15 protein-coding genes and 1 pseudogene are annotated in these 21,241 nt (G+C 45.5%); 2 read left to right on the top strand and 14 right to left on the bottom strand.

Features of this window, described 5'->3' with window-relative positions; genetic code table 11:
* Positions 1-180 precede the first annotated feature (180 nt).
* The 8 genes and pseudogenes from BLR65_RS11425 to garD all read right to left on the bottom strand — a co-directional run bounded on the left by BLR65_RS11425 (position 181) and on the right by garD (position 8,910).
* Positions 181-1,233, bottom strand: coding sequence for an ABC transporter substrate-binding protein (locus tag BLR65_RS11425; RefSeq protein ID WP_093794317.1), 1,053 nt, complete (start codon positions 1,231-1,233; stop codon positions 181-183).
* A 119-nt stretch (positions 1,234-1,352) separates the two neighbouring features.
* Positions 1,353-2,099 carry an amidohydrolase family protein gene (locus BLR65_RS11420; RefSeq protein ID WP_093794316.1) on the bottom strand — a complete coding sequence of 249 codons (747 nt, stop codon included), beginning with the start codon at positions 2,097-2,099 and terminating at the stop codon, positions 1,353-1,355.
* Between the two features lie 381 nt (positions 2,100-2,480).
* Positions 2,481-2,872 (bottom strand): annotated as a pseudogene (locus BLR65_RS30875) (PPC domain-containing DNA-binding protein).
* A gap of 111 nt (positions 2,873-2,983) precedes the next feature.
* The gene (gene garR / locus BLR65_RS11410) at positions 2,984-3,868 is read right to left on the bottom strand and encodes a 2-hydroxy-3-oxopropionate reductase (RefSeq protein WP_093794315.1); all 885 of its coding nucleotides are present in this window, start codon (positions 3,866-3,868) and stop codon (positions 2,984-2,986) included.
* A 38-nt stretch (positions 3,869-3,906) separates the two neighbouring features.
* Positions 3,907-5,055 carry a metallo-dependent hydrolase gene (locus BLR65_RS11405; RefSeq protein ID WP_169716770.1) on the bottom strand — a complete coding sequence of 383 codons (1,149 nt, stop codon included), beginning with the start codon at positions 5,053-5,055 and terminating at the stop codon, positions 3,907-3,909.
* Positions 5,056-5,094: 39 nt separating this feature from the next.
* A complete protein-coding gene (locus BLR65_RS11400; protein WP_093794313.1) occupies positions 5,095-6,363 on the bottom strand; it encodes an MFS transporter in 1,269 nt (422 codons plus the stop codon).
* Positions 6,364-6,435: 72 nt separating this feature from the next.
* Positions 6,436-7,323: a 4-hydroxy-tetrahydrodipicolinate synthase gene (gene dapA, locus BLR65_RS11395; RefSeq protein WP_093794312.1), complete on the bottom strand. Its 888-nt coding sequence runs from the start codon at positions 7,321-7,323 to the stop codon at positions 6,436-6,438.
* A gap of 45 nt (positions 7,324-7,368) precedes the next feature.
* Complete coding sequence (gene garD, locus BLR65_RS11390; RefSeq protein ID WP_245692706.1) at positions 7,369-8,910, bottom strand: galactarate dehydratase; 1,542 nt, start codon at positions 8,908-8,910, stop codon at positions 7,369-7,371.
* Positions 8,911-9,178: 268 nt separating this feature from the next.
* On the opposite strand from garD, the gene BLR65_RS11385 reads away from it, so the two are divergent.
* Positions 9,179-11,095 (top strand): sigma-54-dependent Fis family transcriptional regulator, encoded by a 1,917-nt coding sequence (locus BLR65_RS11385; protein WP_093794311.1) that lies wholly within the window; start codon positions 9,179-9,181, stop codon positions 11,093-11,095.
* 260 nt (positions 11,096-11,355) lie between these two features.
* Positions 11,356-12,246: a LysR family transcriptional regulator gene (locus BLR65_RS11380; RefSeq protein ID WP_093794310.1), complete on the top strand. Its 891-nt coding sequence runs from the start codon at positions 11,356-11,358 to the stop codon at positions 12,244-12,246.
* Between the two features lie 156 nt (positions 12,247-12,402).
* On the opposite strand, the gene BLR65_RS11375 is transcribed toward BLR65_RS11380, so the two are convergent.
* The 6 genes from BLR65_RS11375 to BLR65_RS11350 form a co-directional block, all read right to left on the bottom strand.
* On the bottom strand, positions 12,403-13,935 hold the full coding sequence (locus tag BLR65_RS11375; protein WP_093794309.1) for an alanine/glycine:cation symporter family protein: 1,533 nt from the start codon (positions 13,933-13,935) through the stop codon (positions 12,403-12,405).
* 62 nt (positions 13,936-13,997) lie between these two features.
* Positions 13,998-15,317 (bottom strand): hypothetical protein, encoded by a 1,320-nt coding sequence (locus tag BLR65_RS11370; protein WP_093794308.1) that lies wholly within the window; start codon positions 15,315-15,317, stop codon positions 13,998-14,000.
* A gap of 309 nt (positions 15,318-15,626) precedes the next feature.
* Positions 15,627-16,691: a M24 family metallopeptidase gene (locus BLR65_RS11365; protein ID WP_176772734.1), complete on the bottom strand. Its 1,065-nt coding sequence runs from the start codon at positions 16,689-16,691 to the stop codon at positions 15,627-15,629.
* Positions 16,692-16,713: 22 nt separating this feature from the next.
* Positions 16,714-17,910: an amidohydrolase family protein gene (locus BLR65_RS11360; protein WP_093794306.1), complete on the bottom strand. Its 1,197-nt coding sequence runs from the start codon at positions 17,908-17,910 to the stop codon at positions 16,714-16,716.
* A gap of 49 nt (positions 17,911-17,959) precedes the next feature.
* Positions 17,960-19,462 (bottom strand): peptide MFS transporter, encoded by a 1,503-nt coding sequence (locus BLR65_RS11355; protein ID WP_093794305.1) that lies wholly within the window; start codon positions 19,460-19,462, stop codon positions 17,960-17,962.
* A gap of 107 nt (positions 19,463-19,569) precedes the next feature.
* Positions 19,570-21,072 (bottom strand): oligopeptide:H+ symporter, encoded by a 1,503-nt coding sequence (locus tag BLR65_RS11350; protein ID WP_093794304.1) that lies wholly within the window; start codon positions 21,070-21,072, stop codon positions 19,570-19,572.
* Positions 21,073-21,241 lie beyond the last annotated feature (169 nt).

Below are 21,241 nucleotides of genomic sequence, written 5' to 3'. Positions count from 1 at the left end.
CTCCTTTATGCTATTTTAAAATGTATTCTTATTCCAACGTTAGTTACTTACAGCCTTGTATCTTTTGAAAAATGAACCTTGAGTGTTTGCTCAAGGTTCATCATCAAACCGCACTTATAAAGTTAGCCAAAGGAGATCTTAAAAAGCAATTGTACGAACCCCTTTATCCAACTTTACTGCTTATTTTTTATTTAAGAGATTTTGATAAACCCATTCCTTCGAATAATCAGGACTTACAATTGTCCCCGGCTGCATGCTCTGATATTTTTGCAGATCTTGCTGTGAAATTTCAGCAAAAGGCATAATCATATCTTTAGGAACATTTTCGCCATTAGCTAATGCAATAGAAAGCCAAACAGCCACACTGCCAATTCCAGGAGTAGAACATTCTCCCCAGGTTGTATATCCGTTTTTCTTATTTTCTTCATACCACCATTTTACAAACTCGGCAGATCCATTAGCGAGAATTTTGGGGACAGGTTTTCCTGCTGTTTGGAAAGCCTGGACAGCACCATAATCATCGCCGCCGCTTTGTAAAATTACAACATCAACATTGGGCAAACTCGGCAGAATACTGCTGATCTGAGAATTTGTTACAGAAGTTGTGCACTGACCGTAAACGGTTCCAACCACTTTCATATCCGGCTGGTTTTTTAATACTTCCATAGTGCCTTCATACATGTCATTATCAGGGGCCGAGCCTGCAACACCACGGACAATCAAGACATTAGCCTTCCCGTTAAATTCCTTAACCGCATAGTTTGCCATGTCACGACCAAATTTAGGAAAATCGAAATTCAATTTATAATTATCTTTCTCAGTTGCAATGGAGTCAAACGACAGTACCTTAATGCCAGCCTTTTCCGCCTTCTCAATCACGCCATTCATGGCTGTGGGAGAAAAAGAATCTATGGCAATAACATCAACATGCTTTAAAATCAGGTCATTCATTTGTGTCATTTGCGTTTGTTGTGTGCCATCGCCATTAAGGATAATATAATCGGCAATTACTCCTTCCGCTTTAGCCTGTTTGGCGGCAGCCTCATAAGCATCAACCATTTGATGTCTCCAGGTATTGCCATAGAAAGAATTAGATATGGCAATTACCGGCTTTTTACCTGAGTTTTTTTGTTCTGTCTTACTTGAAGGTTGTGAATTGCTGCAAGCAGCACTGACTAGAAGAATACCTAAAGCTAAAATTACTAACAAAATGCGACTCATTACATTCTTCAAAATAAATTCCTCCTCTTATTTAGTCCCGGAAAGCGATAGTTCATAAATATTTCATGCAATCACCGTCCTCTGGCTCAAGTAAAGGCTGCCAAATAATCTGAGAAAATCACCCCTTCAACTTATACGTCAAGGTTGTACACCGAAATTGCATTTGTAGCGAATATTTTTTCCAAATCGCCCTGATTTTTTATAAGCGACTTATATTTCGCCATCTCGACAGGTATGTTGCTTATGGAGTCAGAAGAAAACAGTATTTTGCCACAGCCAACCTGTTTAATCATTTTTTCCACGCCAAGCACGCCGACCCAACTGGGTTCCAGATAGACATTATCATATTTCTTAGCAATATATGTCGCTTGTTGATTGTGCATCTCAGAACCGGCATGAGCAAGTACAACAATAACATCTTTAAAACTTTCAAGCGCCCCGGTTACACTGATTGGATCAGAAAAAGGTACACCGGCGCCGGTGTGAATCATTAAAGGAACCTTGAGTGCCCGGGCAATCTCAAAAGTATGTAAAGCATCCCGGGAAGAGGGGTGAACAGCGTGGGCGATAGGCGTTATCTTTAGCCCGACAAATCCTAACTCTTTTATACAGCGAGTAGCCTCCTTATCATAATCCTCCGGCCTAAAATGCGGGTTAATGGAAGCCATACCCCAGAAACGTTTATCCTTGCTTTTTGTTAATTCATAAATTCGATTATGAATTTGGCGGGTATCCTCAAGATATGGCCGGCATATGTAGGGCTGCACAATGGCCCCATCGATACGATGCTCCTTATAGCCTGCGATCAACTGCTCCTCGGATTGCTCTTCATCAAAAACAACATCATGACCTAAATGTGCATGTACATCAATTATCACTCAATTCACTCCTTTTATAAGATTAAAACATCTTAGCTTATAAGCTAAGGAGACTTCACAACATAATAAAAATAACCGGAAAAAGTTGATTGTTTTGCATAAATAGTGTATATCTTGCAAATTTTTCTATTATTCTATAGTTTTTACAATTATCTTACAATTACCTCCAGATTATATTGATATCCACCATAACTTTTTTGACTTGTTATCTAGCTTATTAACAGTTTCTTAATATTTGTAAACCGAACAATTCGCTATATTAAATTAACCCCCGCTCTCTTATCATCATTTGCGAAAGCGGGGGTTCTTTATAAGTTACACCTATGTAGTGCCAAATTAGTAATTCAGCCCATTTTTCCGGGGTACAACACTAACCCTAAATCAACGAACAAACTTAAACAAATTCAGTCCGATTTCCTCACTAAATTGTCTTTCAACCCGCCCCGCAATTACATCAACTATCAATTCGCAGGTAGCCCCCACCCAGGCCGCATTCAGGTGTCCGCCAAAAGCACGGTAAGAAGAGTCGGTTAAGCTGATATGCAAATGCGGATAAACCGTACCGTCTTTTTGGGTAATTGTACCCAGCAGACTGACGATTTCCATCTGCCGGAAAATTCCTGAGGATGATATTCTTTGGTATCCTGCATAAAAATGCCGACACTGACTTTATTGACCGCGCCGATGGCGGCAACCGAAGCCAATCCTATGTTCTGCTGCTCGCAAAATTGTTTAACCGCAGCAACAATCTCTTCTCCCTTGTCAAGCCGCATTGCGATTTTTGAACCAAAACGTGCATATTCCATAAAAATCCTCCTCCTTACCCTATATTTCGTTTTGTATTGTAAGAGAACCTCCTATCTGCTGATAAGAGGTTCTCGCGACTACCGCTTCACTTCAATTTGAGCCAGCTTTTCATAATATTTGACCAAACTGGCATGATCGGCTTCACCCAGGCCGTCAATTTTCAGTGATTGCATCATTTCCATCACAGCGGCAGTAAGCGGCAGTGGTACGCCAACCTCGTGAGATGTTTCCAGTACATTATTTAAATCTTTAATGTGCAGGTTAATTCTAAAACCGGGATCAAATTTACGGTCCATCATTAACGGAGCTTTAGCGTCAAGAACTGTACTGCCTGCCAACCCGCCCCTGATTGCCTGGTACACTAATTCGGGCTCGACGCCTGCTTTACTGGCCAGCACCAGTGCTTCCGACACAGCCGCAATATTAAGAGCCACAATAATTTGATTGGCTAGTTTAGTGATATTGCCTGCACCCACATCACCGGTATGCACCACCGAACCGGCCATTGCCTTTAATACGGGACAGCATTGATCAAATACCGCTTTTTTGCCTCCAACCATGACGGAAATCGTACCGTCAATCGCTTTCGGTTCCCCGCCGCTTACCGGTGCATCAAGCATTTCCACGCCTTTTTCCGCTAGTTTTTGCGCCAGCTCACGGCTAACCAGAGGCGCGATAGAGCTCATATCCGCTACGATCAGGCCTTTATGGGCGCCTTCAATAATACCGTTTTCCCCTAAAACAACCTCTTTTACATGTGGTGAATTGGGCAGCATGGTAATAACGATGTCGGCTTGCTGAGCCACTGCTTTAGGAGTTGCCGCCGCTTGGGCACCGGCAGCCACAACCTCGTCGACTGCTTTTTGGTTCCTGTCCATAACTACCAGTTCATAGCCAGCCTTGAGCAAATTCTTACTCATCGGCTTGCCCATAATCCCCAGTCCAATAAATCCAATTTTCATTGTGCATCTCTCCTTTGTTTTCATTTACATAATGCTGGTTAATCAATGCCAAATCCAAAATCTTTATAGGCAATGTTGCCGGATTTAACCGTCATTTGCGGGACCAGCAACATCGACCCCATACATTCCTGTCCATAGATATCCACAAACTTAACTTTGCGATTTTCCAGGCGGAAGATAGCGATATCCGCACAAGCGCCCGGGGCAAGTGTCCCAATTTCATCACTCATATGCAGGCAGCGGGCCGGTGTAGCCGTACAGGCGGCCACAACCTGCACAAGCGGCATCCCCATAGCCAGATATTTTGACATCAAAAAGGGCAAGCCAAAGGCAGGTTGCCGGTAGAGATTTAAAGGAGTCAAATCCGAACTGATAATATCCGGATAAAAGCCCGCTTTAATCGCCGGCCAAGCGGTCTTGAAGGCAAAGTTGCTTCGCCCGTTGGCAGCGTCAAACATTACGCCTTTGCCCTTGGCCGCAGTAACCGTTCTGTTAATCATTCCTTTTTCATCAAGTATGCCATTACCCATGCCATGATAGACGTGGGTAAATACGTCTCCCGGCCGTAACCGTTCAACAAGCTCGGCGATTGTACAAGGAGGGTCATTAGGGTGAACCATAATAGGACAGTGATTCTCAGATGCAATGCACAGCGTCTTTTCCAGTGCCGCCAGTCCAAAATTCTTAACAATTCCTGCAGTAAAACGGATTTTAATGCCGGCAAGAACCGCTCTGTACTGTTGAAATAAAGCAGCGATTTTCTCACTGTCAAAACAGCCAGGGTCCAGGTTTTCGTCATATTTTACGGTAGTCTGGCCGGCGGAGGAAATATTGAGATAGGCAATAATTCGTACCATACTGGTACGTATCACCTGATGATAAAACGCCTCAAAGTTGGCACTGCCGGCGCTGCCACCATCCACTGCCGTGGTGACACCCGAAGGTAACAAGCCAACATCCGGCGCAATACTGTTTTCCGTACCACGATAAAAGACATGGGTATGGAAGTCGATGAGTCCGGGTGTGACAATACACTCACGGGCATCAACGATTAATTCCGGCTGATAGTGCGTTAGATCATCTGCCGGCAGCAACTTCTTGCCTTTAACAACGATGTCGGCAATGGTATCGACAGCCCGCAACGGGTCAATCACACGACCGCCTTTAATAAGCATATCGCATTTCATAGTCATTCTCCTCTAATACCAAATCACTCGTAATAAAGATCAAGCAGATACAGAAGCCGTATTATCAGGAATTGGTTTTACAAAAAATGCAATAGCGAGTAGGCCAATAATTGCTAAGCCACCGGCAACCAAAAAGGGAATGGTAAAGCTGCCTGTGGTTTGTACCAGATAGCCGGTAGCTGCCGGGCCGATAATACCGGACAAATTCGATAAAAAGTGTACAAAACCACCTACCCCGCCAACATTTTCGCCCCGCACCGTATCCTGAATAACAGCCCAGAAATTAGCTGTCGTTAAATATTGGAAGAATATCGATACAGACATCAGCGCAACCACACTGGTAACGGATGATACCATCCCACTAAAGCCGACGCCAAGAGCGGAAGCCAGCAGCGAGACAACAATGACAATTTTTCTGGAAAACATCAGATTACCGGTCTTTTTAAACACCATATCGGAAATAAAGCCGCCGCCAACCTGTCCCAAAAAACCAACCAACCAGGGAATAACCGACACAATCGCCATGTTCTTAATGCTGAGATTATGGGCCATAACTAAATAACTGGGGAACCAGGTCAGGAAAAAATATAAAATGTAGTTACTGGCAAAAAAGGCAATAGCCGTGGCCAGGACAGTAGGCTGTTTCAAAAAATAGCTTAAAGGAAGCTTGGCGGCTGTCGGCGAAGGTTTGGTCTGTCCTGCTTCAATAACCTTCAGTTCTTCAGCCGAGACACGTGAATTTTCCCGGGGGTAATCGGTAATTAATTTTGACCAGACATATGTCCAGACCAGTCCCATAACCATCAAAACAAGAAAGGGAGTACGCCATCCCCAATTAATTGCCATGAAACCTACAATCGGTCCTGTTAATGCCGCTCCCAGAGACATACCGCCTGTCGCAATCCCCACGGCACGCGCTCTTTCCCCGGCCGGAAACCAGTTATTAATCGTCTTGTTATTTCCCGAACCGATAGGTCCTTCCCCCAAGCCAAACAGAACGCGTACCACATACAAAGACCAAAAGTTAAAAACGGCTGCCGTCAGACCGCCAAAAACAGACCAAACGGCCATCGCTCCGCCAAAGATTTTCCTCGGACCATAAATATCGGACAAATAGCCCCCCACAAAATTAAATAAAGCATAGCCTACGAAAAAACTACTGAATATAAGTCCCATATCGGCAGGATTAAGATTAAATTCCTTGGAAATATAAGGTGCCGCAATAGACAAAGCCGCTCTGTCCACATAATTAATAAAGGCTGCGCAAAATAGCATTGTTAGGACAACATGACGGAAATTACGAAACATACTATTTCCCTCCTATTTTATCACTCAATTAACTTATTAGTAGTTTTGAAGACAATAATAACGGAAAAAGATTTATGTAAGCGCACCGATTTTCAGCAAAATTTCTTTAATTTTTTCTTTATTGGCATCCGACATATGCTGAATCGGTCTAATGGGATGACCAACGTCGACACCCATAAGATTAAGCGCATCTTTGGGCACTACCGGGAAGCTGCCCAGACTGTAGGCATTGCGGAACAACGCCAGCCGGTACTGGGCATCAAGTGAACCTTGGAGATCGCCGGCCATATATTTGTCGTATATTTCCACAACAAGTTTCGGCAGTACATTAGCCGTTCCGGCTACGCAGCCTGTGCCGCCATAAACCAAAGTCGCCAAAATCATGGTATCCCGCCCGGCCATTACGCTAAAGCCTTTGCCTTGTGTGCGCCTGATATATTCGGCTGTGAGTGTCATATCGCCGCTGGTATCTTTCGCTCCCACAATATTAGGTACATCAGCCAGTTTTTCGATAAGTCCGGCCGACATATTTACACCTGTCCGATCAGGATTGTTGTAGAGAATAATGGGAATGTCCGCAGACTCGGCAATCGTTCGAAAATGATCGTATAATTCGGTTTCCGTAGGATTAATAAACATAGGTGTTAAAACAGTAACAGCGTCCGCGCCGGATTGCTTGGCCATGCGGGTTAGTTTTACACACTCTTTGGTCGTAATGGCACTTGCACCGACATAAACCGGCACCCGGCCGTTGACCTGTTCCAAAGTAGTTTCCACTACCCTTACCTTATCAGCATAATCAAGACCATAAAACTCGCCCGTACTTCCCAGCACAAATATTCCATGTACGCCGCCATCAATAACATATTCAATCAAATTGCGCAAAGCCCGGATATCCAGTTTTTCCTCCGCATCAAGCGGAGTAATCAGCGGCGGCACAACTCCTTTTATTTGAAACATCGCCACTCCTCCTTATATTTTGAATCGCGTTCCGGCCTGCGCACATCAGGTGATCGGCGCAGGGTTAAACACGCATAAATCATTATGCAGCCCCCAATGATCTGCCCAAGTCTTTTTACGTCCGCCGGCCACCTCCAGAATAAACTTGAAGACTTCCCAGCCTACTTCTTCAAGCGTCACTTCGCCGGTAGCAATACGTCCGGCGTTGATATCAATCAAATCATGCCACTGTTCCTTTAAGGCATTGCGTGTGCCCACTTTAATAACCGGCGCCATAGCAAGACCATAAGGCGTACCGCGGCCGGTGGTAAATACCTGCAGATGTATCCCCGAGGCTAACTGACAAGTGCCGCATACAAAATCACTGGCCGGTGTCGCCGCATAAATAAGCCCTTTTTGTCTGACTTTTTCTCCTGGCGATAAAACACCCATAATAGCACTTTTACCCGACTTGGCGATTGAACCCATAGATTTTTCAACAATATTGGCTAAACCGCCTTTTTTATTGCCCGGCGTAGTATTCGCACTACGGTCTACCTCGCCAAGTTTTAGGTAATGGTCATACCACTTCATTTCCCGGATCAAATCACGGCCCACTTGTTCATTAACCACGCGGGGAGTCAGCAGATGCACAGCATCGCGTACTTCGGTGACTTCAGAAAACAACACAGTAGCTCCCGCCCGCACCAGCAAATCAGCTGCATAGCCTACAGCCGGATTGGCCGTAACACCCGACAGGGCGTCGCTGCCGCCGCATTGGAGTCCGACGATCAAATCGGCGGCCGGACAGGTTACACGCCGGCGCTTATCGAGGCGCTGCAAACGTTCTTCAGCCGCCTGCATGATCTTTGTTACCATGCTGTCAAACCCCTGATAATCCTGCAGCGAAATAATATTGATCCTATTGCCGCCGGGAGCGATTTTTTCCGGCGACAGCTTCTCACATCCCAGACCAAGAACCATAATTTCCCCGCCAAAGTTAGGGTGGGTTGCCAGATTTTGAATCGTCCGGATGGGCACAACCGCTTCCGGCGCATTAATCGCCACACCACAGCCATAGGCATGGTTGAGGGCCACGACTCCGTCAACATGCGGATATTTAGGAAGGATTTCGGCGTTAATTCGTTTAACTGCATAATTAAGTACGCCAACCACACATTGTACACTGGTGCAAATGCCCAAAAGATTTTTGGTGCCGACACTGCCGTCCGGATTGCGATACCCTTCGAAAGTATACCCCGCCAGCGCAGGCAAGACTTTTGGCACTTTCGTGGCCAACGGCAATTCGTCAAGCCCCGGGGCAGTTGGCAACTCAACTAAAGACTCCTGCACCCAGCTGCCTTGTTTTATCGCTTGCGCCGCATAGCCGATAACCTCACCATAGCGGATAATAGCCTGACCGGGCTCTAAATCAGTCAAAGCCACTTTATGCCCCTGAGGTACCTGCTGCAACAGTTTAAGTCCACTGGGAAACACCGCCCCCTCAGGTACTCCCCCGTCATTCGCAACAACAGCCACATTATCTGTTTCGTCCATTTTTATATATAAGGGAGCTTGTCCTATTTCTGCCATATATCCTTGTTTCATCCTTTCACCTTAATTTTCCGGAATTCCGCTAGCTAGCTAGTAAATATAAAACCTTCTGTCTTTCGCTAATTATAAATTGCAATTTTTATGCCAATTTAAAAACCATTGAATATACTGTATATTCCGTTTTAGGAATTAGCACAAATGTAGTATTTCTTACAACATTTGTTGCGTTATCACAACATTTGTTGCAGTAATTATCGAAATACGCTACACTAGCTATGAGCCTATGCTGTTATCGGCGTTTCATAAAAGGGGATTATAAAAAATGTCACGAATCGTCTTCATCGCTCCTGATAAATATCTATTTTTACAAGGCAAAAAAATCATCGAGGAACTTGGCTTACATAATAATGTTGATATTTATTTAGCCAGATTAAATCGTGCCGTCCGGCTGACTAAGCGGTTGCAGAATGAAGCCGTCGATGTAATCGTTTGCCGGGGCGGTACCGCTCATGTCATTATCAAATCCGGAGTACGCATTCCGGTTGTTGAAATTGTAATAACCGGCCAGGACCTGGCGCAGGTTTTTTATGAAGCCAAAAAACTGACCAATCTTCCCCGTCCCAAAGTGGCCATTCTGGCTTTTAAAAACATGGTCTACAACATTGAAAACCTGTCAAAGATCCTGAATATTGATCTGACGATCTATCCGCTGGAAGAAACAGACGATATTCCGGCCAAAGTTGCTGAAGTTGTCAAAACCGACACCGATGTTGTTGTCGGCGGCATTAAAACACTCATTTTAGCCAAACAGGCCGGGGTAAAGGTCTTGCCGATTCGTTCCAGTGAGTTCGCCATACGCAACGCTTTTATCGAAGCACGGAAAATCGCCCTGGCCCGTAAAATAGAAAAAGAGCAGGCGCAGGAATTTAAAGCATTGATCGATTATTCAATTGAAGGAATTATCAGCATCAATCAGGATAAAATTATCAAAGTGTTCAACCCGGCTGCCGAACGCCTTTTAAAAAGGCCGGCTAAACAGGTCTTGGGGCAGCGAATTGATTCCATTCTCACCATTATCGATGTGGAACCTTGTTTAGCAAACGGCCGGGAGATTATCGGTCAAACCATTCAGCTTGGCCCTGTATGGCTCAGTTTTAATGTCGCCCCTATTATTGTCGACCACAGAATCATTGGCGCTATCCTCACCTTTCAGGATATTACCCGCATTCAGGAAATTGAGGCGAAAATCCGCAACAACGTATTGGCCAGAAGAATGGCGGCAAAATATACCTTTACGGATATCCTGGGAACTTCCGAACAACTGGCCGAAGCAAAAAGAATCTCGCGGGAAATTGCTTTGGTTGATGCCACAGTCTTAATTTCCGGCGAATCGGGAACAGGCAAAGAACTGTTTGCCCAAAGTATCCATAATCAAAGCAGGCGCTGTAACGGCCCCTTTGTGGCCATCAACTGCGCCGCACTGCCGGCCAATTTGCTGGAAAGCGAATTATTCGGCTACGTGGAGGGCGCCTTCACCGGCGCTACCAAGAAAGGAAAACAGGGCTTATTTGAAATGGCCCACCGGGGCACAATTTTCCTCGATGAAATTTCCGAAATGGATAAATACGGTCAAAGCCGCTTGCTCCGTGTATTGCAGGAAAAACAGGTTATGCGTTTAGGCGATGATAAATATATCCCGATTGACGTCAGGATCATTGCGGCCACAAACAGGAATTTACAACAGCTGGTTAATCAGGGTGAATTCAGGCAGGACCTATTCTACCGGCTCAAAGTGCTTACCATCCACTTACCGCCACTGCGCAAACGCATCGGCGATGTAAAAATCCTGATTGAACACTTTTTAGCACTCTACAACCGGCAATATTTTAAAGATGTTGCTATGACCGCCGATGCCTATGCCTATCTGACTGCTTATCACTGGCCGGGTAACGTGAGAGAACTGCGCTATTTCATTGAAAGACTGGTGGTCATTTCCAGAGAAGCCGTTGTCAGCCAAGAGGTAATTCAAAAGTATTGGGAAGATAGGGAATTAATTGGGGAAACACCCACTCAGCAAATGGACATACTCCCGCCGCAGTCTGAAGAAGCAAACATCAAAGCAGCCCTTGTCCAAAGCCATGCCAATATAACCAAAGCTGCCGCATTGCTTGGTATAGACAGAAGTACACTATACCGAAAACTTAAAACCTATAAAATCGCGATAAAGAAAACATATTAAAGCCTCTGCAGCTTCTCCACCGCAGAGGCTTTCCTCGCATCGACCATATTACGGACCATAACACTTTCCTAAGTTACGTGCTTTTATATCGATTAAGCCGGCAATACTTATTTACCTTGAATCAATAACCACTAGACCAAACTGCCACCTCACGGTGGCAGTTTTTTCTTAACACTAGTTATAAAATTTAAGTGACATAAATGACTTCCCTATAGTATAGTGTAACTATATAATAGACACTTGATAAGGAGTTGGTTATTTTGTCACTTTCAAAATATGAAATATTCAGTACGATTGTTGAAGTTGGCAGCCTAACCAAAGCCGCGGAAAAACTCAATTTAACCCAATCAGGAGTCAGCTATGCCATTTCCACACTGGAATCAGAATTTGGATTTTCCCTACTTAAGCGTGATCGTTCAGGAATTAGCCTAACAAGTAACGGCGAACGCATTCTTAAACATGTCCACAGAATTTTACATGAAGAAGATCTTCTGCGGCAAGAAGCAGCTGCAATTAAAGGTTTTGAAATCGGAACGGTTCGCATCGGAACATTGTCCAGTGTCTCCACAAAATGGCTGCCCGGCATTTTAGCGCAATTTAACGAGATATACCCCAATATTGAAGTAAAAACATACTTAGGCTGCTATGATGAGATGAATGATTGGATTGCCAACGGGACGGTAGACTTTGGCTTTGTATCGCTGCCCATCTCCAAACCCTTTGAGACCATTCCCTTAAAAAAGGACAAGCTAATGGCCATCTTGCCGGCCACTCACCCACTTAGCCGGCAAAGATCAATTTCTTATTCGCAAATCAAAGAAGAATCCTTCATCATGCCGCAGTGGGGCAGTGACGATAATATCAAACGCATTCTCAATGAAAATAAGTTAAATTTACAGATTAAATATGAATTAATGGAAGAACGGACCATTTTAGCCATGGTGCAACGCGGCTTGGGTATCAGCATTCTGCCTGAATTAATTTTAGACAATATCCCCGAGGGTGTGCGTGTCGTCGACATAAAAGAAGCCGACTGCCGCGTCCTGGGAATAGCGGCTCTCTCCTGGAAGCACATTTCCCCTGCCGCTAAAAAATTTCTTACATGTGTCCGCTCCTGGCTGCGTGAAAATAATCTTCTCGACTTCGAATGATATATACAACGTGCTAAAGATTTATGCAGGCGGGTGGTGTGTTGGCAAAAGCGGAAGTCAAACGCCAGTGGTGGAGCGTTGTCAATGCACCGCCCACCTGCGCCTGCAGTATTCTTTAATGCGGAATATATAGAAGGGGCTGCCTTTAGAAACAACTCATACATTATGATAATCAGCAAAAGGTGTACTATTTAGCTGAAGTTTTTCCGGTCTTGCACCGGTGATTTTTTCTTTGTTAATTTCTTTCCAGAGATCTACGTTCTTAATACCGACCTTATCAGGATCAAAGAAGGGTACCTGATCTTTCTTACGTTGTTCCTCATAGTCATTCAGTATAGCAACGACCTTCGGGAACAAAAACCACAGCATTAACACATTCAGCCATACCATCATACCGCATGCCAGATCAGCTGCCGCCCAGGCAACGGACGAAGTGGTGGTGGAAAAATAAATATACACCATTAGTACCATAACCTTCATAACCAAATAAACATTTTTACGTGTGCTCTCGCTGGCATTGCCTAAGATATAAGACATACCGGTTTCAGCTTGATAATAATAGCTGAGTATTGTCGTAAAAGCGAACAATACTACCACCACACCCATAACGAATTCGCCCAGACCAGGCATGAGTGTACCAACAGCCTCCTGGGGAAATACGATACCATTCTTACCGGCAGCAGCTAATTCCGCCATTTTAACAGAACCGGAACCGATATAGCCGGAAGCCGTATTGAAGCAGTCAGTAACCAGAATCATGAGTCCTGAACAGGTACATATTATGATGTCCATATAGATACCGAAGGAATTAGCCAAACCCTGACCGGCAGGATGTGCCGCCTCAGCCGCAGCCGCAGCCGGAGTTTCTTCACCCATACCGGCACCGGATGCGAAGGTGGAGCGTCTAATACCCATAGCAACCGCACTGCCCATCATCCCGCCGAATACCGAGCCTTGATCAAATGCAGATAAAAAAATCCAACTAAACATGGTCGGAATTCTATCATAATTAGCAATTAGTACAACTGCCGTCAACAGTAAAAAAAGACCTACCTTTATGGGAACAAGAACCCCAGCAAAGCTGCTGATACGTTTGATACCACCGAGGATGATGATGCCCAGAAATATTGCACCAACTATGCCGGTCATCAACGGGGAAACCCCCAAGCTGTGATTTAAGCCTTCGCCGATCATATTGGCCTGAATGCCAGGCATACCGAATAACATTCCCACAACCGTGACCATAGCAAACAGCTTGCCAAACCATTTCCAGCCCAAGCCTATTTCTGCACAATAGTATGCACCGCCGCGGTACTCACCATCAACCCGAATTTTATATAACTGTCCCAGTGAGCATTCTGCAAATGATATGGCGGCAAGCAAAATAGATGTAACCCACATCCAGAAGATTGTACCCGGACCTCCCAAATAAACAGCCACTGCCACACCGGCGATATTACCGACACCAACACGGGCAGCCATGGTAGTCCAAAATGAATTGAAGGTGGAGATGCCGCTTTCCGAGCTTTGGTTACTTACCAGATTTCTCACCATATCCTTTAAATTACGGACTTGGGTAAGGCGGAGTCTGATGGAAAAATATACGCCTGATACAACAACAAATACCAACATAGCTGATGACCAAACATAGCCATTTAAGAGGCTAAGTATATTTCCAATATATTCCATATTAAAAATTCCCCCTTATCATTAAATAGGATGATTAATGGTATAAGGATTCCTTTTGTTTACTAGAAATAGTAATCCAATTCGCAGCGGAACCAATTCGTACGACTACCGGCAGGGACAGCAGTCTGATAATCTACTGCATCATTGTCGGCAAAATATTTGGCATCATAGTAGCGCAAAGACAACAGCATATTCTTGGCAGGAACATAGGTAAAGCGATAAACCAACCCTTTCATCCCTGCGCCAACCCAATATGTAGTATAAATAACGGAATTCTTCTGCAAAGCCTCATAGTCAAGAATAAAATTATATGTTCCGGGTACTTTCTTATCATATTGTTTATAAGATACACCAAAGACATAGGCCTTGTTTGCTGTATCAGCGCTAGTTTGTCCATAAGTGCCAAATAAAGTAACATCCTTATTTAACCTTGTAGTTACATTTACGTCATAAACCCGCATAGGGTCAATCCCGTCACTCTTGGAATACCATTTTTGATAGGAAGCCTCCATACTGGTAGCTTTACTCAAACCGTAGTTGAAATCAACAGCGGCGGCTTTAGCATATTTCGAAAGATAACTGCCCGCCGTAGTACATCCAAGAACATTTTCATCGGCTTCCGCATAAATGATCCTGGTTTTCAATTCTTTACCAAAGTCAAATCTAACACCACTGACGACATCATCAAACAATATACCGGAGCCAAAAACATGATCAAATTTACCGGCAGTCATGATTGCGCCGGCCACAGGCCCGGTGACATAGGCACGGGTCACGTCAAAAGCGCCTTGATATCCCGCAGATCCCCAGCTACTGTTATTAGTACCGCCGGTACCTTTATCCTTGTAAAGACTTTTGAAATTTTCCCAACTTACACCAAGAGTCCAATCATCGTTGATTTGGGTTTTAGCGTTCAATCTTAGCGAACTTTTTAAGGTATGATAATCCGCAGCAGGGTTACCATGATTTTTGCCATGCTCATAACGAAGATAGTAATATCCGGAAACACTCGGTACAATCGGTTTATTATCCGGCTTATTTTTTACTATAGTTGAACTGGAATTAACCCCGAGATGATCCAATTCATCTTTAAACTCTGTTGCTAATTTCTCAATTTCTGCTTTTTGTTCTATATTGGCATTGTCGGCATTCGCCATCGCTTCGGCCACAATCATCGCCATGGCATAGCGAGTCAGCGTTTTCTTACCGTGGGAAGTACTGTCGTCATAGCTGTCCACAATACCGGCCTGAGCCAATTTCGCTATGGAATCATAGGCCCAATGCCCGGCAGGGACCTTAACAAAAGGACTAGCGGCAAACGCAGTACCGACAATACCCAGAATAAATACGGAAACGATAAGCGAAATTAACCTTTTTCTCATTTTTTCACTGAATCCCCTTCTCCATATCAATATTATTAAGATAATTCTGTCAGTTTATGGTGTGAACACTCCTTGACCATCTCCCAGATAAAGCAGACTTAGCTTCAGGTGGGGTTTTAACCCCATCTGAAAGTTAGTCACCCTTATCCAGGGACTTAGCCGCTCGCCTGTGCCCTTTAGGGTATAACTCTCACTTTTAGCAGATGAGAGTCTTAGAAGCGGATCAGTCTCAGAATAAATTAGGTTCGCCCTAACACAAATTATAAGCCTGCCAGGCATAGTCACCCATAGTTGGCCAGGCATAGCAACCTACAGCTCTATCAGGTCATGCGTAGTACTGATCATATTTTCATAGCCGTCAGCCGTAATGAGAATTTGATCTTCTATGCGAATACCGCCCCAGTTGGGAATATAAATCCCCGGTTCAATGGTACGAACATTGCCTGCTGCTAAAACCTCGTCGCTGTTCGGACTCATAAAGGGAATTTCGTGGACAAAAAGACCAATGCCATGGCCGATTCCGGTGTAATGATAACCGTAATATTCAGTGCCCTCAATAGCCCTGACAGATTCCTTATACACATCGCGCAGCGGCACACCGGCTTTCATCGCGGCCAGCGAATCTTCGAGCATCCGTTTTTCTAATTCATATACTTCCCGCTGCTTGGCACTGGGCTTACCAACAACCACCGTTCTGGTCATATCCGACATATAGCCGTTAAACTGGCAGCCAAAATCCATGAGTACCAAATCGCCGTACTCAACTGCTTTGTTTGACGGAATACCATGCAATAGGGAAGTCCTGGCCCCTGAAATCAGGATATTGCCATAGGGCTGCGTATCCGCCCCTTCCACAACCATATACATAGACAGCTTGGCCGCAAGCTCTTTTTCAGTAACTCCCACCCTGATATCTTTCACTATCCGGGAAAAAGCACGACAGGCAATTTCACAAGCGGCCCGCAGATACTCAATTTCCTGCGGAGTTTTGATGGAGCGCATTTTTTCAATAACACCGGTAGCCGGAACAAGTTCAGCCCGAACATTCTTGCTGAAATCATGGTACTGGTCGTAACTTATTGTGCCGCCTTCAAAGCCGATCGCTTTAAGATTATGTTTTTCCGCAAGATAATTAAGGGCATCACCTATCGTTTTGCCCGGTGTCCGCCAAACATATTGCTCATAAGCCGGACATTCGATTCCAGCCTGTTCGGTATAGCGGAGATCAGTGATAAAATAGCATTTTTCCCTGGTAAGCAAAAGGTACGAATCGGCGCCTGTAAAGCCGCTGATATAACGCACATTTTCTCTCGCTGCGATGAAAAATCCGTCCAGTCCCGCCTTTTCCATATAAGCAAGCAATTGTTTTTCCATAGTAGAAATCTCCTTTTTTGTATTAACGCTGATATACTATTTTACCGCCAAGATAGACGCATTTGACATGATTGAGGGCAGTGATATCCTTGGCGGCATCACCCTCAACAACCAAAACATCGGCTTCCAGTCCCTTGACCAATTGACCTGTGACCCCGTCCAAGCCGAGCACCCTGGCAGGATTAGCAGTTGCCGTACGGATGGCCTCCAGCGGCGTGATCCCATACTCCACCATATAAGCCAGTTCCCGGTTAATTGGCAGCGGCGGCGCCCCATAGAGAACCATATCACTTCCGGCCAGTACCGTAACACCCGTGTCATATAGTTTTTTGAAATTGTCCCGGTAGGCGAAGGCGGCAGGCCCAAAATAGTCACAATCACGGGCTGCGGCCGCGGCGACCGGATTAGACAGATCCCCGCCCTCTTCTTTAATTTTCAGGCAATACTCGTACAGATACGTGTAGGCGGTGATGGTCGGTGTCCAGGCCTGCCCCTTTTGGGCCATTTTTTCGGCCTGCTCTACGGTCATGAATGTCCCATGCTCAATGGTGTCAAAACCCGCATTGATACACATTTCAATCGACGGCTGCGTACCGGCGTGCACAGCCGTTTTGATATTGCGGCGATGGCATTCATCCACTGCCGCCTCCAGTTCCTCCTGCGTAAATTCCGGGATATTGGAACGGTGGCTGGTCAATAACTTAATCCAGTCAGCTCCATCCCGGCGTTGACGGCGAATGGCAGCACGAATATTATCCGCCCCATCCACCTGTTCAATCCCATCGGTATGGCCGTGCCCACCGCTCATGCAAATACCGGCATCGGTATGAATAATCCGCGGCACCGCAACATACCCTTTTTCCCCGGCCAGCCGGAGTTGTTTGCAGAGGTTATGGGGTGAACTAAGATCCCTAACGGTGGTTATCCCCAGAGTAAGGGCAATTTCGGCCTGCTTGGCCGCATAGTAGGCGATAAGAAAATCATCATAATTAGCCAGATCAGGCTGGCTGTAATAATAGCCCAAATGGACATGCATATCGAACAAACCGGGAAGAATTGTGGCGTCGCCGTAATCCACTACGCTTTCGCCCGGATACCGGCCTACGACTTCCCGGGCCGGTCCCACATCCCGGATTTTCCCCTTGTCCACCACGACTGCGCCATCTTTCAGCAAGGTAGCACCATCGCCGGTAATCAGATTTCGCGCTAAAATAATCATGTGACTTCCTCCTCATATCGTAAATTTTGAAAAAATTAAACAAAACTAATTAGGAAGCTTGAGCGTTTGAACCGGTAAGAATAGCAGTTGCCTTTTTATCGAAAATCCAAAGCAAAAGCCCCACAAAGCAGGTCGCCAAACCAATCCCCGTAAAATACTGAGCTTCTTGACCAACATGATAGAAATTAACCGCCAATGAGCTTAATCCGGCCCCGGTAGACTGACTCAGCTGCCATACAGTCATCATTTGCGCAGTAAATGCCTTGGGAGCTACGGCACTGGCGGCAGCCATACCAACCGGCGATGTCAATGCCTCGCCCCAGATAATCAGGGCGTAGAATATAATCAGCCATAGGGGACTTACTTTAACATCCGCCGCGTAGAGAAGAAACGGAATAACCATAAATAGCGGGCCTAATCCCCAAAAAATTGTACCAATACCGAATTTCAACGGAGTAGATGGCTGTCTGTTGCCCATTTTTATCCACAGCCAGCTGCACACGCTGCCAAAGATGACGGCCATGACTGCCGGTATCGTCTGAAAAGAGGCCGGCGTCAGCGTGATTCCCATAAAATTGAGGTCTACGCGCTCGGCCGCATAGATGGCCAGAATAGAAGTAGACTGCCACCAAATCATCTGGGCAAAACAGTTGCAGATAAATATCCCGATAAACGGGCCGATGCGTCTTGCTTCTTCCCGGGAAGTCTTTTTGCTGGTAATGATGATGTATAAATAACACATGGGAATAAAGATACTGATAGCGCTCACGCTGTTGCAAAATAAGGTCGGGGTCAGAATACCGCTGGCAAACAGGCCGCCGATAACGGCTACCAACAGCACGATAACGGCCACTATTCTTAAAATAAATCCTGTCCGCTTATCGGCCGGAGCAGGATCATCCGGTTCCAAGCCAGCGGTGCCAAATACTTTGTTAGCAGTCAACATATAGACGATAAGACCGAGGCACTGAACGCCCGCCGCAAACAAAAAGCCGGCATGATAATTCAGCAATAGGGCGATGGTGCCGGTAATTACAGGGGCAACGGCACCTACATTGTTCATTATATACATAATGCTGAACCCGCTGTCCCGCCGGCCGTCGCTTTTGCTGTAAAGCTTACCGGCTAAAGCATACAGGCTGGTGCCTGCGCACATCGACGCCACCAAAAGGCAGCACTGACTGGCAAAGTACAACACCGGTCCACCCGGATATGCCAGCATAAGGTAACCAAGGGTCTTTACTGCAAAGTTAATATATAAAGCCTTGCGAATGCCAATAAGGCGGTCAGCCACATAGCCGCCGACAATGCCGGCGATAAATGACAATGAGCCATAGATACTAACAAACTGTGCGGCGTTGGCCTGGCTAAAATCCAGTCCCCCTTTTGCCGCCGTAGCATATAAATAGTAGATTAGAATAGCGCTCATGCCATAGTTGCCAAACGCCTGCGCCAGTGCCATAAAGGACGTAGTCCCCATTCCTTTGGGATGCCCTAAGAATCTTTTATCCTGTAAAAAATCAACTGCAACTACGTTTTCCCGACTGCTCATTATGCCAAGTCACCTCTTTGTATTTTATTTTTAAAAACAAAATTCTTATACACCGCCCGCCTGCGCCGGCCGTATTCTTTAATGCGGAATATATAGCAATCAATAACTCAGGCATTTTCTGACATTTCCGTACTGGATACATCCCCGTCACCATGAATCATGCGACGCAACGACGCTACTCCTAGAAACATCAAAGCCGCCGCAGCGGCACTCATACCGCCAATTTGTAAAAATACCTGGGAATAAATTGATAAGGTTTGCACAGGATCCGTAACCCCTTGCGGTGCAGCCGTCAAAGTTGCTACCCAGCCGCCTGTAACCCCGGAAATCGCGGTAGTCAAAAAGTAAGCCCCCATGGTAAACCCAATCATATGCTGAGGCATCAGTTTGGAAATCATCGACAACCCCAGGCCACTGATTAACAGTTCGCCAATACTGATGAGCAAATAAGCAAGCACCAGCCACCAGGGAGAAACAAGGGCCTCAGAATTAGCAAAATAACGGGCGGCAGCCGCTAAAATCAAAAAGCTGGCAGCACAAAAGGACATACCTGTCGCGAACTTAGCCGGCATTGATAAATCCCGGCCCTGATTGCCGTAATAATTATAGAGAAAGGCCAGTACCGGACTCACCGCCAAAACCCAGAACGGGCTTAAGGACTGGAACACTTCAGGGTTTTGAACCTCCATCCCCAAAAAGACATGCTCGACATTCTTAATGGCAAAAAAGTTCAGGGAAGTGAATACTTGCTGGAAAAGAGTGAAGAACACAACCGCCTCGGCCATCAAAACAACGGCAACAATCATTTTGCTGCGCTCAATCCCCTGGCTTTTAAAGATTTCTTTAAATATGATTAAAAAAACAGTCACAACAACGAAAAACAGTATCCAGTGGGCTACTGTCAGGTTGCTGAGCATCCAGGTCGAGGCGGCAATTAATACAGCCAAACTCGCAATAACCACGGCGAATTTTGTATAATTCAGCGGCTGCAGCCCTACCGGTGAGTCTACCCCTTTAAGTAAATGCCGGAAGAAAACAAATGTCACGATTGCCAGAATTAAGCCAATAGCACAAAGATAAAAACCAACACTCAATCCGTATTTCCCACCAATAATCGGTACAAACAGCATGGAAAAAAATGAGCCGATATTGACAGCCATATAGTATAACGTAAAGGCCCCATCCAGCCGGGAATCATCCTGCGCATACATCTTCGACATCAGGCTGCCCGGATTGGCTTTGAACAGGCCGCAACCCACAGCCACAAAAGCAAGGGCGGCAAAGACAATCTGTTTATTCGCACCGGCTATAGCCATCAGCACATAACCGATCATCAAGGTTAAAGCTCCTAAAATAACGGTACGCTGAGTTCCCAAAACCTTATCGCCCACATAGCCGCCAATGGCAACAAAGCCATATACCATTGAACTAAAAGCGCCAAAAACTACAAAAGATTCCGCATCAGACATACCCAAACTTTTGACAAAAAATACGGCTAATACCGACTGTAACCCGTAATAACCCCAGCGTTCCCAAATCTCCAGAAAGAAAATAATGCTAAATGCTCGTGGTTGACTAAAAAGGCCCGGACTTTTAACGTCCTCACTCATACAGTTACTCCTCCTTATTTTTTTGAATACTTAGAATTGCATAACCTACCAAACCGCGAGCAGATTTGGCCTCTCCTGCCACCATGCAGCCAGGGCCACTCAGAGAAAACATATACCTCACCCCTGACTGCACAGCTTACGGAGATTCTAGCTACATCCGGTCAATTCC

Source organism: Sporomusa acidovorans (genome assembly GCF_900101845.1).
Classification (GTDB): Bacteria; Bacillota; Negativicutes; order Sporomusales; family Sporomusaceae; genus Sporomusa; species Sporomusa acidovorans.
Note: the sequence above shows the minus strand (reverse complement) of the source record. Positions and strands in the feature narration are given on the sequence as shown.